This window comes from Pseudomonas sp. TE21435 (assembly GCF_056279265.1).
On the sequence record NZ_JBWBQZ010000001.1, the window covers coordinates 3,665,589 to 3,678,465 of the forward strand.

General features: G+C 64.5%; 12 protein-coding genes. 1 reads left to right on the forward strand and 11 read right to left on the reverse strand.

Features of this window, described 5'->3' with window-relative positions:
- Positions 1-215: 215 nt before the first annotated feature.
- The 9 genes from dtd to hutC form a co-directional block, all read right to left on the reverse strand.
- Positions 216-653: a D-aminoacyl-tRNA deacylase gene (dtd, locus tag ACZ9C1_RS16535; protein ID WP_139674053.1), complete on the reverse strand. Its 438-nt coding sequence runs from the start codon at positions 651-653 to the stop codon at positions 216-218.
- The gene (gene pip / locus ACZ9C1_RS16540; protein ID WP_046853900.1) at positions 650-1,621 is read right to left on the reverse strand and encodes a prolyl aminopeptidase; all 972 of its coding nucleotides are present in this window, start codon (positions 1,619-1,621) and stop codon (positions 650-652) included. The genes dtd and pip overlap by 4 nt, the downstream gene beginning before the upstream one ends.
- Before the next feature lie 259 nt (positions 1,622-1,880).
- Positions 1,881-2,696, reverse strand: a complete 816-nt coding sequence (gene hutG / locus ACZ9C1_RS16545; protein WP_198755750.1) for an N-formylglutamate deformylase — start codon at positions 2,694-2,696, stop codon at positions 1,881-1,883.
- Between the two features lie 10 nt (positions 2,697-2,706).
- Entirely contained in the window at positions 2,707-3,912 is a 1,206-nt protein-coding gene (hutI, locus tag ACZ9C1_RS16550; RefSeq protein WP_277502220.1) for an imidazolonepropionase, read from the reverse strand.
- Positions 3,913-3,930: 18 nt separating this feature from the next.
- Positions 3,931-5,334, reverse strand: a complete 1,404-nt coding sequence (locus ACZ9C1_RS16555; protein ID WP_139674062.1) for an amino acid permease — start codon at positions 5,332-5,334, stop codon at positions 3,931-3,933.
- Positions 5,335-5,474: 140 nt separating this feature from the next.
- Positions 5,475-7,007, reverse strand: coding sequence for a histidine ammonia-lyase (hutH, locus tag ACZ9C1_RS16560; RefSeq protein WP_139674064.1), 1,533 nt, complete (start codon positions 7,005-7,007; stop codon positions 5,475-5,477).
- Positions 7,008-7,090: 83 nt separating this feature from the next.
- Positions 7,091-8,764, reverse strand: coding sequence for a urocanate hydratase (hutU, locus tag ACZ9C1_RS16565; protein WP_038706939.1), 1,674 nt, complete (start codon positions 8,762-8,764; stop codon positions 7,091-7,093).
- Between the two features lie 246 nt (positions 8,765-9,010).
- On the reverse strand, positions 9,011-9,583 hold the full coding sequence (locus ACZ9C1_RS16570) for a HutD/Ves family protein (RefSeq protein WP_139674067.1): 573 nt from the start codon (positions 9,581-9,583) through the stop codon (positions 9,011-9,013).
- On the reverse strand, positions 9,580-10,290 hold the full coding sequence (gene hutC, locus ACZ9C1_RS16575; RefSeq protein ID WP_167659468.1) for a histidine utilization repressor: 711 nt from the start codon (positions 10,288-10,290) through the stop codon (positions 9,580-9,582). Before hutC ends, ACZ9C1_RS16570 begins: the two co-directional genes overlap by 4 nt.
- Positions 10,291-10,434: 144 nt before the next feature.
- Between hutC and ACZ9C1_RS16580 the strand changes: the two genes are divergently transcribed.
- Complete coding sequence (locus ACZ9C1_RS16580; RefSeq protein ID WP_110700358.1) at positions 10,435-11,799, forward strand: formimidoylglutamate deiminase; 1,365 nt, start codon at positions 10,435-10,437, stop codon at positions 11,797-11,799.
- Between the two features lie 70 nt (positions 11,800-11,869).
- On the opposite strand, the gene ACZ9C1_RS16585 is transcribed toward ACZ9C1_RS16580, so the two are convergent.
- Positions 11,870-12,442, reverse strand: coding sequence for a lipocalin family protein (locus ACZ9C1_RS16585; protein ID WP_139674073.1), 573 nt, complete (start codon positions 12,440-12,442; stop codon positions 11,870-11,872).
- A complete protein-coding gene (bamE, locus tag ACZ9C1_RS16590; protein WP_011536093.1) occupies positions 12,439-12,693 on the reverse strand; it encodes an outer membrane protein assembly factor BamE domain-containing protein in 255 nt (84 codons plus the stop codon). The genes ACZ9C1_RS16585 and bamE overlap by 4 nt, the downstream gene beginning before the upstream one ends.
- Between the last annotated feature and the right edge of the window lie 184 nt (positions 12,694-12,877).

Consider the following 12,877-nt stretch of genomic DNA (forward strand, 5'->3'; position numbering starts at 1 on the left):
AATGCCGGGTTGGCGAGCACTGTTCGGACCCCGTGAGGGCGTAATGATTCCCCAAACGGATCCTGACAATGCTCGAGTCAAAGTGAAACGAACCTGCGAACGCAGGTTCATGCAGCGCGCGATTATCCAGCAGGTCGCGTTACAACGCATCAGGCTGAACAAACTATTTATCGTACAAAACCCCTTGTTTTCGCCAAACAAAGGGTTTTTTGACCTCATATTTGTAACATAAATGTTACCGGGCCATCATTGACCAGATGCACCTGCATGTCAGCGCCGAAGCGACCACTGGCCACCTGCCGGTGCTGACCTTGTGCCTGATTCAAAAGATAGTCGAAAAGCGCAGCGCCAAGGGCCGGTGGCGCAGCCGTCGAGAAGCTCGGGCGCATGCCGTTGCGGGTGTCGGCGGCCAGGGTGAACTGCGACACCAGCAACAGGCCGCCACCGACATCCTTGAGCGAGCGGTTCATCTTGCCCTGCTCATCGCTGAACACTCGGTAGTTCAGCAGTTTATGCAGCAGTTTGTCGGCATGCTCAGGCGAATCGCCTGGCTCGACCGCCACCAGCGCCAGCAGCCCTTGGTCGATGGCCCCGACGGTCTCCCCCGCCACTTCCACCCGTGCGCCACGCACACGCTGGATCAGCCCTTTCATGCCTCTTCCAGGGGCAGGTCGAGCAGGCGTCGCGCCATCTGGTCGGCCGCGCGTACCAGAGCGTCGGTGATACCCGGCTCGGAGGCGGCGTGGCCGGCGTCGCGGATCACCTTCAACTCGCTGTTCGGCCAGGCCTGGTGCAGTTCCCAGGCGTTGTCCAGCGGGCAGATCACATCGTAGCGGCCATGCACGATCACCGCCGGCAGATGGGCGATCTTCGGCATGTCGCGGATCAGCTGATCCTGCTCGAGGAACGCGTTGTTGGTGAAGTAATGGCATTCGATGCGGGCGATGGACAGGGCGCGCTGGGGTTCGGAGAAGCGGTCGACCACCAACGGGTTCGGCCGCAAGGTGGCGGTACGGCCTTCCCAGGTGGACCAGGCCTTGGCCGCATGCATCTGGGCGATCTGGTCGTTGCCGGTCAGGCGCTTGTGGAAAGCCTTGACCAGGTCGCCACGCTCTTCCGGTGGAATCGGTGCGATGTAGTCCTGCCAGTAATCGGGGAACAGGCGGCTTGCGCCCTCCTGGTAGAACCAGCTGATTTCCTGCGGGCGGCACAGGAAGATCCCGCGCAGGATCAGCCCATGCACGCGCTCGGGGTGAGTCTGGGCATAGGCCAGGGCCAGGGTGGAGCCCCAGGAGCCGCCGAACAGTACCCATTTGTCGATGCCGAGGTGCTCACGGATGCGCTCCAGATCCTCGACCAGGTGCCAGGTGGTGTTGTTCTCCAGGCTCGCGTGGGGCGTGGAGCGACCACAGCCGCGCTGGTCGAAGGTGATGATGCGGTAGAGATTGGGGTCGAAGTAGCAACGGCTCTGGGCGTCGCAACCAGCGCCTGGGCCGCCGTGGATGAACACCACGGGCAGACCTTCGGGCGAGCCGCTTTCATCGACGTACAGCACATGCGGCGCTTCCACGGCCAGATCGTGCCGGGCGTAGGGTTTGATCTGCGGGTAGAGGGTCTGCATCGCGCACTCCGTGTGAGGATTTAATCTGCCGTTGGGCATCATAAACCTGAATTGCGCGCAGAGCATGTGTCCGTGTGAATCGTCGGGGTTTTGGAGTTGCTGGCGATGGGGGCAAGGGTGAAGCGTGATGCCCGGGAGGGCATGGTTCGAGATTGCATCAGGGCTGACAGGTGCCCGACACGGGCTCTTCAGCGCCCTCAAGATCGAGCGCCAAAAGGGTCGTGGCGAACACCTGCCGGCCGTGACACGGTCGAACGCTCTACCCCCGCGAACCACCCTGATAGCGCTCCTCGCCCCACGTCAGCACCGTCTCCAGCAACCGCCGCAACACCACCTGCGTCGGCCGCGCCAGATCATCGCGATAACCGAACGGCTCCACTTCATTCATGTAGGTGCACTGCCCCAGTTCCAGCTGCACCGCATGGATATGCTCGGCCGGATCCCCATAATGGCGGGTGATATGCCCACCCTTGAAACGCCCGTTGAGCACATGGCTGTAAGCGGGGAACTCGGCGCAAACACCCTGCAGCCGCTCAGCCAATACCGGATCGCAACTGGCGCCATTGAACGTGCCGAGATTGAAATCCGGCAACTTCCCATCAAACAGATGCGGAATCACCGACCGGATCGAGTGGGCATCCCACAGCAACGCATAGCCAAACTCTTCACGCATCCGCGCCAGCTCGCGACGAATCGTGTCGTGGTACGGCCGCCAGATCTGCTCCAGGTACACGGCCCGCTGCTCAGGGCTGGGCGCCTTGCCTTCCTTGAACAACGGTTCCCCCTCGAACAGCGTCGCCGGATACAACCCGGTGGTAGCGCCGGCATACAGCGGCTTGTCGTCATCCGGCCGGTTCAGGTCGATGACGAACCGCGAGTACTCCGCCGCTACCACGCTGGCACCCAGCTCGCGGGCAAAGTCGTACAACCGCGGGATGTGCCAATCGGTGTCGGGCAGGCTGCGCGCCGGCTCGACCAGCCCGTCGCGCACGGCGTCGGTCAGGCCAAGCCCGGCATGGGGCATGCTGATCAACAGCGGCAGGCGGCCCTGGTGGAAACTCAATACTTTGTCCATGTCGCCTCGCTCAGTGGGTTATCTCATGACCCAGGCGCACCACGCGCTTGGGCAAGTCACCGCCGAGCCAGTAGCTGAGGTCGGCGGGGCGTTCGATCTGCCAGGCGATGAAGTCCGCGACCTTGCCCTCTTCCAGCGAACCATGGCTGTCGCCCAGGCCCAGGGCGGTGGCGGCGTGCACGGTGACACCCGCCAGGGCTTCCTCGGGGGTCATGCGAAAACAGGTGCAGCCCATGTTCAGCATCAGGCGCAGTGACAGCCCCGGCGAGGTGCCGGGGTTGAGGTCGCTGGCCAGGGCGATCTTCACGCCGTGCCGGCGCAAAGCATCCATTGGCGGCAACTGGGTTTCGCGCAGGAAGTAGAACGCCCCCGGCAGCAGCACTGCCACCGTACCGGCCTCGGCCATGGCGATGGCATCTTCCTCGGTCATGAACTCCAGGTGATCGGCCGACAGCGCGTGATAACGCGCCGCCAGGCTCGAACCGTGCAACGACGACAGTTGCTCGGCGTGCAGTTTCACCGGCAACCCCAACTCACGAGCCTTGATGAATACTCGCTCGACCTGGGCAGGGGAGAACGCCAGGTGCTCACAGAACGCATCCACCGCGTCCACCAGGCCCTCGGCAGCCAATGCCGGGAGCATGACATCGCAGATGTGTGCGATGTAATCGTCGGCCCGCCCCGCGTATTCCGGCGGCAGGGCATGGGCCGCCAGGCAGGTGCTGCGCACGGTCACGGGCAGCTCCTCGCCCAGGCGCCGGGCAACACGCAGCATCTTGCGCTCGCTCTCGAGGTCCAGGCCGTAGCCGGACTTGATCTCGATCGTGGTCACGCCGTCGCGCATCAGCGCCTGGACGCGCTGACGGGCACTCACCAGCAGTTCGTCCTCGCTGGCGGCACGGGTAGCCCGCACGGTGCTGGCGATACCGCCGCCCTGGGCGGCGATCTCGGCATAGCTGACGCCCTCCAGGCGCTGCTCGAACTCGCCGCTGCGATTGCCACCGAACACGGCGTGGGTGTGGCAGTCGATCAGCCCGGGGGTGACCCAGGCGCCGCCCAGGTCGACGACGCGGTCGGCCGCGACCGGCGGCACCTCATCGCGGGCCCCGATCCACTCGATCAGGCCCGCGCTAGTGATGATCGCCGCGTCCTCGATGACCGAGTAACGGCCTTCGGTCATGGTCGCGGCGTGGCAGTGCTGCCAGAGGGTTCTCATCAGGATCTCCTTTCTAATTCAGCGTTGCAGCTCGGCAGATTCCCGGACCGGCTCGCCACCACCGGCGCGTGGTTTGCACCACAGCAGGTAGGAGGCCACCAGGAACACCACCCAGATCACCCCGACGATCAATGCCGCCTGGGTGTCGGGGAAGTAGCCGAGCACACCGAAGATGAACACCATGAAGGCAATGGCCAGGGCCGGGCCATAGGGCCAGAAGGGTACTGGGAACTTGAGCTGGGCGACTTCCTCGCGGCTCATGCTGCGGCGCATGGCAACCTGGGTGACCAGGATCATCAGCCACACCCACACAGTGGCGAAGGTGGCGATCGAAGCGATCAGCAGGAACACGTTCTCCGGGATCAGGTAGTTGAGCAGAACGCCGACCAGCAGCGCCGCCCCCATCACCACCACGGTCATCCACGGCACACCGTGCCTGGATAGCTTGCCAAAGCCACGCGGCGCCTGGCCGTGCTGGGACAGGCCGTACATCATCCGGCCAGCGCCGAAGATGTCGCTGTTGATCGCAGAGATGGCTGCCGAAATCACCACGATGTTCAGCACCGCCGCTGCCGAGCCAATCCCCAGGTTGCTGAAGATCTGCACGAACGGGCTACCCTGGCTGCCGATCTGCGGCCAGGGGTACAGGCACATCAGCACGAACAGGGTCAGCACGTAGAACAGCAGGATGCGCAGCGGCACGGCGTTGATCGCTTTCGGGATCACGCGTTGCGGGTCTTTCGCTTCACCTGCGGTGACGCCGATGATCTCGATGCCGCCAAAGGCGAACATCACCACCGCGAACGAAGCGATCAGGCCGCTGACGCCATTGGGCATGAAGCCGCCATGTTCGAACAGGTTGCTCACCCCGACAGCCTGCCCGGTGCCCACCTGGCTGAAACCGAAGGCCATGATGCCGAGACCTGCGAGGATCATCGCGACGATGGCGCCGACCTTGAGCAGCGACAGCCAGAACTCCATCTCGCCGAACACCCGTACGTTGCACAGGTTCAGGCCGCCGATCAGGAAGACGATACCGAGTACCCAGATCCAGCGTGCCACTTCGGGGAACCAGAAGCCCATGTAGATCCCGAAGGCCGTGACGTCGGCGATGGCGACGATGACCATCTCGAAGGCGTAGGTCCAGCCGAGGATGAAGCCGGCCATGGGGCCGAGGTAGGTGCTGGCGTAGTGGCCGAAGGAGCCGGACACCGGATTGTGCACGGCCATTTCGCCGAGGGCGCGCATGACCATGAATACTGCGGCGCCGCCGATCAGGTAGGCCAGCAGCACGGCCGGGCCGGCCATCTGGATGGCCGAGGCCGAACCGTAGAAAAGCCCGGTACCGATTGCCGAACCGAGCGCCATGAAACGGATGTGCCGGGCCGATAGCCCGCGCTTGAGACCTTGAGCTTGTTGCATGTCACGTCCTTATTGTTGTTCTGGTCGTGATATCGGGATGGGGTCTGCTGCGCAGCCCAATCGCCGGCAAGCCGGCTCCCACACAAGCAGTTGTGGGAGCCGGCTTGCCGGCGATGGGCCGCAAAGCGGCCCCGAGGGCGTTACAGGCTTGGCAGGACGCCAACCGGCAGCAGCCCGGTCAGCGTGCCTTTGGCCAGCAACGCGGCAGCCGCCTCGATATCCGGCGAGAAGAAGCGGTCGCGGTCATAGTGCGGCACTTCGCGACGCAGCGCCTGGCGCGCCTGTTCCAGCTTGGCGGAGGTCTTCAGCCCCTTGCGCAGGTCCAGACCCTGGCAGGCGCCCAACCATTCGATGGCCAGCACGCCACGGGTGTTCTCGGCCATCTCCCACAGGCGCTTGCCGGCGGCCGGGGCCATCGAGACATGGTCTTCCTGGTTGGCGGAGGTCGGCAGGCTGTCGACGCTGTGCGGGTGCGACAGTGCCTTGTTCTCGCTGGCCAGGGCGGCTGCGGTGACCTGGGCGATCATGAAGCCGGAGTTCACACCACCGTTTTCCACCAGGAACGGCGGCAGCTGGGACATGTGTTTGTCCATCATCAGCGAGATGCGGCGCTCGCTCAGCGAGCCGATCTCGGCAATGGCCAGGGCCAGGTTGTCGGCGGCCATGGCCACCGGCTCGGCGTGGAAGTTACCACCGGAGATCACGTCACCCTCGGCGGCGAACACCAGCGGGTTGTCCGACACAGCGTTGGCTTCGATGCCCAGCACTTCGGCAGCCTGGCGGATCTGGGTCAGGCAGGCACCCATGACTTGCGGCTGGCAGCGCAGCGAGTACGGGTCCTGGACCTTGTCGCAGTTTTTGTGCGACAGCGAGACTTCGCTGGAATCGCCCAGCAGGTCGCGGAAGCAGGCGGCGGTATCGATCTGGCCACGCTGACCGCGCACTTCATGGATGCGCGCATCGAACGGCGAGCGCGAACCCAGCGCCGCCTCGACGCTCAGGCCGCCACAGGCGATGGCCGCGGCGTACAGGTCTTCGGCCTGGAACAGGCCACGCAGGGCGTAGGCGGTGGACGCCTGGGTACCGTTGAGCAAGGCCAGGCCTTCTTTCGCGGCCAGCGTCAGCGGCTCCAGGCCAGCGACGGCCAGGGCTTCAGAGGCCGGCAACCACTGGCCCTTGTAGCGGGCCTTGCCCTCGCCCAGCAGCACCAGCGACATGTGCGCCAGCGGCGCCAGGTCGCCGGAGGCGCCGACCGAACCTTTCAGCGGGATGTGTGGGTAGACTTCGGCGTTGACCAGGCCGATCAGCGCATCGATGACTTTGCGGCGGATACCGGAGAAACCACGGCTCAGGCTGTTGATCTTGAGCACCATGATCAGGCGTACCAGGTCGTCGTCCAGTGGCGCGCCGATACCGGCGGCATGCGACAGCACCAGCGAGCGCTGCAGGTTTTCCAGATCGTGGCTGGCGATGCGGGTCGAGGCCAGCAGGCCGAAACCGGTGTTGATGCCATAGGCGGTACGGTCTTCGGCGATGATCTGCTCGACGCAGGCGACGCTGGCGTCGATGGCAGGCGCGGCGCTGGCATCGAGCTGCAGGCGCACGGGCGCGGCGTGGATGGCGCGCAGTTGGGCCAGGGTCAGGGTGCCGGGCTTGAGGGTCAATTCGGTCACTTCGCTACTCCAATCGCGGGGGCCATGGCCCCCTTCTTGTTGTTCAGTATCACCCGTGAAGGGTGCGATCCAAAGCGCGGCGATCAGCCGGTGATCATCGGCAGGTCCAGGCCCTGCTCCTTGGCGCAGTCGATGGCGATCTGGTAGCCCGCGTCGGCGTGGCGCATCACGCCGGTGCCCGGGTCGTTGGTCAGTACGCGGGCGATACGCTCGGCGGCTTCATCGGTACCGTCGCAGACGATGACCATGCCCGAATGCTGGGAGAAGCCCATGCCCACGCCGCCGCCGTGGTGCAGCGAGACCCAGGTGGCGCCGCCTGCGGTATTGAGCAGGGCGTTGAGCAGCGGCCAGTCGGAGACCGCGTCGGAGCCGTCGCGCATGGCTTCGGTTTCACGGTTGGGGCTGGATACCGAGCCCGAGTCCAGGTGGTCGCGGCCGATGACGACCGGCGCCGACAGTTCGCCGCTGCGGACCATTTCGTTGAAGGCCAGGCCCAGCTTGGCGCGCAGGCCCAGGCCAACCCAGCAGATACGCGCCGGCAGGCCCTGGAAGCTGATGCGCTCGCGGGCCATGTCCAGCCAGCGGTGCAGGTGGGCGTCGTCGGGGATCAGTTCCTTGACCTTGGCGTCGGTCTTGTAGATGTCCTCGGCGTCACCGGACAGCGCAGCCCAGCGGAACGGGCCGACACCGCGGCAGAACAGCGGGCGGATGTACGCCGGGACGAAGCCCGGGAAGTCGAAGGCGTTGGCCACGCCCTCTTCCTTGGCCATCTGGCGGATGTTGTTGCCGTAGTCGAAGGTCGGGATGCCCTGCTTCTGGAAGTCGAGCATGGCTTGTACATGTACGGCCATCGACTGTTTCGCGGCCTTGACCACGCCTGCCGGGTCGGTCACCGCGCGGTCGCGATACTGTTCCCAGGTCCAGCCAGCCGGCAGGTAGCCGTTGAGCGGGTCGTGGGCGCTGGTCTGGTCGGTGACCATGTCCGGGCGCACGCCACGCTTGACCAGCTCTGGCAGGATTTCGGCGGCGTTGCCGTGCAGGGCGATGGAGATGGCCTTGCCTTCGGCGGTGTACTTGGCGATGCGCGCCAGGGCGTCGTCCAGGTCAGTGGCCTGCTCGTCGACGTAGCGGGTCTCGAGGCGGAAGTCGATGCGGCTCTGCTGGCACTCGATGTTCAGCGAGCAGGCGCCGGCAAGTGTTGCCGCCAGAGGCTGGGCGCCGCCCATGCCGCCCAGGCCCGCGGTCAGTACCCACTTGCCCTTGAGGCTGCCGTTGTAGTGCTGGCGGCCGGCTTCGACGAAGGTTTCGTAGGTGCCCTGGACGATGCCCTGGCTGCCGATGTAGATCCAGCTGCCGGCGGTCATCTGACCGTACATGGCCAGGCCCTTGGCATCCAGTTCGTTGAAGTGTTCCCAGTTGGCCCAGTGCGGCACCAGGTTGGAGTTGGCGATCAGCACGCGCGGGGCGTTGCTGTGGGTCTTGAACACGCCGACCGGCTTGCCCGACTGCACCAGCAGGGTTTCGTCGTCTTCCAGGCGGGTCAGGGTCTCGACGATCTTGTCGTAGCACTCCCAGTTGCGCGCGGCGCGGCCGATGCCACCGTATACCACCAGCTCCTTCGGGTTTTCGGCGACCTGTGGGTCGAGGTTGTTCATCAGCATGCGCAGCGGAGCTTCGGTCAGCCAGCTCTTGGCGGTCAGCTTGTTGCCACGCGGGGCACGGATTTCTACGTCACGGTACTTGTTGTTGTCAGTCACGGGGATGTCCTCTGCGGTCGTCCGACGGCATGTGTGTGTCGTGGTGACTATACAAACACACCTTTACTTGTATGTACAAGCATAGGCAACCAAAAAAGAGTGACCATTCCTCGGATGAAAAACAAAAAAGGGGCCGCTACGCGCCCCATCGCTGGCAAGCCAGCTCCCACAGGGTTCACTTGGCCCATGTGGGAGCTGGCTTGCCAGCGATGGGCTGCATAGCAGCCCCCTTTCAGCGATGACAGATCAGTGTGAAATCAGCTCGATCAGGCAGAACCGCCCCTGTACATCCATTTCCAGCAACCCTTCATTGCCATCGATCCGCAGACAGTCATAGCGCCCAAGCTGCTGCGTCTCCTCCCCAGCCAGCCCCACCTCGACATGAGTGCTGGCGGCAAACAGCAACAGCGTCGACGCCGAGCTGAAGAGCCGGCTACTGCCATCGAACCACTGCAACCGCGCCCGATACCGCTGCGGCGCATAGATCAGGTTGAAATCGCGAATCGCCCCGCCCAACAGCTTGCAGCTCACCTGGCTTTCGCCACTGAAGGCGAACGCATCGAACGGCAGCAACGGCCGGCTGGCTTGGCCATCGACCAGCAGGCGCATGCCATCGCCCTGCAATACGGTGATGATCCGCTGGTACCCGGTGAAGCTGGAAAAACCACCGGACTCCTCGATATCGGCGATCGACAGGCGCCAGCCGAAACCGTCCAGGCTGTCGCCTGCGTCGCGGGTGATCTCTTCGGTGAAACCGCCACCGTTCTTCCAGGGCATGCGCGGGTAGTCCTGGGCACGCAACAGCTGCAACTGGGTCATTTGCTGAATCGTCCTTCCAGACGGTGACGGGAACCGGGGTGGATCAGGCGCGCAGCGGTGACCGGCTGGCGCCCCGACCAGGTGCGACGGCGGATCAACAGGCACGGTTCGCCCCGCTCGATCTGCAGCAGCTTGCATTCTTCAGGTTCGGCAAGGATCGCCTCGACCACGTGCTCGCCTTCAGTGAGCGGCGCCACCTGCGACAGGTAGGCGTAGGGCGTCTGCCGGGTGAAATCCTGCTTGAGGTAATCCGGAGCGATGGCGGCGTTGACGTAGCGGTCCTCGATCTGCACCGGCACGCCATTTTCGTAATGCACGATCAGCGAGTGGAACACCCGCTGCCCTTCGCGCATGTCCAGGGCCAGGGCGCGCTCGGAGCCGGCGGCCTCTTCGGCAAGCTTTATCACCTGGCAGCTATGCTGGTGGCCACGGCCGGCGATCTCGTCGGCGATGTTGTTGACCTCGAACAGCGCCGAGCGGCTCTTGGGCTCGGCGACGAAAGTGCCGACGCCCTGCATGCGCACCAGCAGGCCTTCGGCGGTGAGTTCGCGCAGTGCGCGGTTGATGGTCATGCGGCTGAAGCCCAGCTCGCTGACCAGTTCGCTTTCCGATGGCACCCGGTGATGAGGCGGCCAGCTGCCGCTCTCGATCTGCTGGATGATCATCTGTTTCACCCGGGCGTAGAGCGGCGCCGGCCCTTCGCCCATCTGGGCAACCAGCGCGGAGACAGGAAGTGTCGGCACGGCGTTGAATCCTTGTGCGGTTGGAGTGAACGGTAGCTTGCCGGAGTTTACCCGGCAGGCAAACGGCTGTATATGTATATACAAGTTAACAATAACAGGATTTCACCGATGCCCGCCTACTTCGCCGAACGCGCCCTGCTCCCTTCGGGCTGGGCCCGCAATGTCCGCCTGGAGGTCGCCGCCGACGGTCGACTGGCCGCGATCATGGCCGATGCCGACGCCGAGGGCGCCGAGCGCCTGGGCGGGCCGCTGCTGCCGGGCATGCCCAACCTGCACTCGCACGCATTCCAGCGGGCCATGGCAGGGCTGGCGGAAGTGGCCGGCAATCCCAACGACAGCTTCTGGACCTGGCGCGAGCTGATGTACCGCCTGGTCGGCCGCATCACGCCGGAGCAACTGCAGGTCATCGCGCGCCAGTTGTATATCGAGATGCTCAAGGCCGGCTACACCTCGGTGGCCGAGTTCCATTATGTACACCATGACCAGAACGGCCAGGCCTATGCCGACCCTGCCGAGTTGTCGCGGCGCATCAGCGCCGCCGCCGCCGCCAGCGGCATCGGCCTGACCTTGCTGCCGGTGCTATACAGCCATGCCGGATTCGGCGGCCAGGCGCCCAATGACGGGCAACGGCGCTTCATCAACTCAACCGAACAATACCTGCAACTGCAACAGCAGCTAGCACCATTGCTGACACAACAGCCGGCGCAGGCACTGGGACTGTGCTTCCACTCGCTGCGCGCCGTGACACCGGGGCAGATCGCCGATGTGCTCGGTGCCAGCGACAAATCCTGCCCGATCCATATCCACATTGCCGAGCAACAGAAGGAAGTCGATGACTGCCTGGCCTGGAGCGGCCGCCGTCCACTGCAATGGCTGTACGAGCATGTCGATGTCGATCAGCGTTGGTGCCTGGTCCACGCTACCCACGCCGAAGCCGACGAAGTCGCCGCCATGGCCCGCAGTGGCGCGGTGGCCGGCCTGTGCCTGACCACCGAGGCGAACCTGGGTGACGGCATCTTCCCGGCGGTGGACTACCTGGCCCAGGGCGGGCGGATGGGTATCGGCTCGGACAGTCATGTGTCCTTGAGCGTGGTCGAGGAACTGCGCTGGCTGGAATATGGCCAGCGCCTGCGTGACCAGCGGCGCAATCGCCTGTATCGCGCCGATCAGCCGATGGTTGGGCGCACCTTGTACGACGCCGCGCTACTGGGCGGTGCCCAGGCGCTGGGGCAGCCGATCGGCGAACTGGCCGTGGGCAAGCGGGCGGACTGGCTGGTACTGGACGGGCAGGATCCGTATCTGGCCGTGGCCGACGGCGATGCCATTCTCAACCGCTGGTTGTTCGCGGGTTCTGATCGCCAGGTGCGCGATGTGATGGTCAACGGGCAGTGGGTGGTGCGCCAAGGGCGGCATGAACAGGAGGAGCAAAGCGCGGCAGCGTTTGTACAAGTGCTGCGACAGCTGCTGGACTGACAGTCGAAACCTCGCGGGGCCAGCTCCCACTGGTACGTGTGGGGAGCGGGTTTGCCCCGCGATGGCGTCCTCAATGCCGGGCGACGATGCTCTTGTCGGATGTGCGCCAGATCAGGCGGCTGGTATCAAAGCCCTGCTGCCGCGCCTTGGCCAGCAGGTTTTCACGCTCCCACGCCGGCAACGAAGGCGTACGCGAAAGAATCCACAGGTACTTGCGGTCCGGGCTGCCGACAATCGCCGTGCGATAGCGCTCGTCGACGAACAGGATCCAGTAGTCCCCCTTGGCCACCCCGGGCACCAGGCGGGTGAACCAATTGTCGAACTCCACCCACAGCTTGTCGGTATGCCCCGCCTGCTGCGGCGTCGCATGGCCCTCGGCACGCAGCCATTCATCACCCAGGGTACGGCAACGGTTCAGCACGCCGACCGTGCCATCGGGCTTGAGGTTGTAATGGGCCTCGGACTGGGCGCAACCGTCCTGGTACTTCATTGGCAGGCGCGCCAGCTCGAACCATTTGCCTTGGTAACGCTTGAGGTCGACCGCACCTGCGGTCTTCGGCGCCAGCGGGTCGGTGGCCGAGGTGGCGCAGCCACCGAGCAGCATCACCAGGCACACGCCCAGCAGCAGGTGCAGGTGCCTCATTTGAGGCCCTGCCCGGAATACATCAGGACCTTGTCCGCCGCGTACTGCACGCTGATGAAGCTCTTCTCGTCACCCCAGGTGCAGCTGCTCATGCCCAGCGCGCCGGAACACTCCTTGGGCGTGCCGAGCAACTGCTCGACTTCGGCCTTGTTCATGCCGGCCTTGAGCTTGGAATAGTTTTCCTGGTTGATCTTGCTGCAAGCGGTCAGGACGACGCACAAGGACAACAGGGCGAGGGAACGCAACGACATGAAGGGACACTCCTGGAGATGGATACACAGGCGCGAGGGCCTGCAGGGAGCTTAGAAGGGAAAAAGGCTCCTCGGTTCCCTGGCCGACGAGGTTTCGTTGTGCACCGTTGGTCGCCTGGCGCGCAAACGATTAATGTTTTATCCCTGTGCGTCGACATAAAGCGGTGGTGTGGCTTTTTGCCGC

Excerpts from the sequence above, each read along its gene's own strand:
- dtd (WP_139674053.1), bottom strand. The coding sequence starts at position 653 with ATGAAAGGGCTGATCCAGCGTGTGCGTGGCGCACGGGTGGAAGTGGCG.
- pip (WP_046853900.1), bottom strand. The coding sequence starts at position 1,621 with ATGCAGACCCTCTACCCGCAGATCAAACCCTACGCCCGGCACGATCTG.
- hutG (WP_198755750.1), bottom strand. The coding sequence starts at position 2,696 with ATGGACAAAGTATTGAGTTTCCACCAGGGCCGCCTGCCGCTGTTGATC.
- hutI (WP_277502220.1), bottom strand. The coding sequence starts at position 3,912 with ATGAGAACCCTCTGGCAGCACTGCCACGCCGCGACCATGACCGAAGGC.
- ACZ9C1_RS16555 (WP_139674062.1), bottom strand. The coding sequence starts at position 5,334 with ATGCAACAAGCTCAAGGTCTCAAGCGCGGGCTATCGGCCCGGCACATC.
- ACZ9C1_RS16570 (WP_139674067.1), bottom strand. The coding sequence starts at position 9,583 with ATGACCCAGTTGCAGCTGTTGCGTGCCCAGGACTACCCGCGCATGCCC.
- hutC (WP_167659468.1), bottom strand. The coding sequence starts at position 10,290 with ATGGGCGAAGGGCCGGCGCCGCTCTACGCCCGGGTGAAACAGATGATC.
- ACZ9C1_RS16580 (WP_110700358.1), top strand. The coding sequence starts at position 10,435 with ATGCCCGCCTACTTCGCCGAACGCGCCCTGCTCCCTTCGGGCTGGGCC.
- ACZ9C1_RS16585 (WP_139674073.1), bottom strand. The coding sequence starts at position 12,442 with ATGAGGCACCTGCACCTGCTGCTGGGCGTGTGCCTGGTGATGCTGCTC.
- bamE (WP_011536093.1), bottom strand. The coding sequence starts at position 12,693 with ATGTCGTTGCGTTCCCTCGCCCTGTTGTCCTTGTGCGTCGTCCTGACC.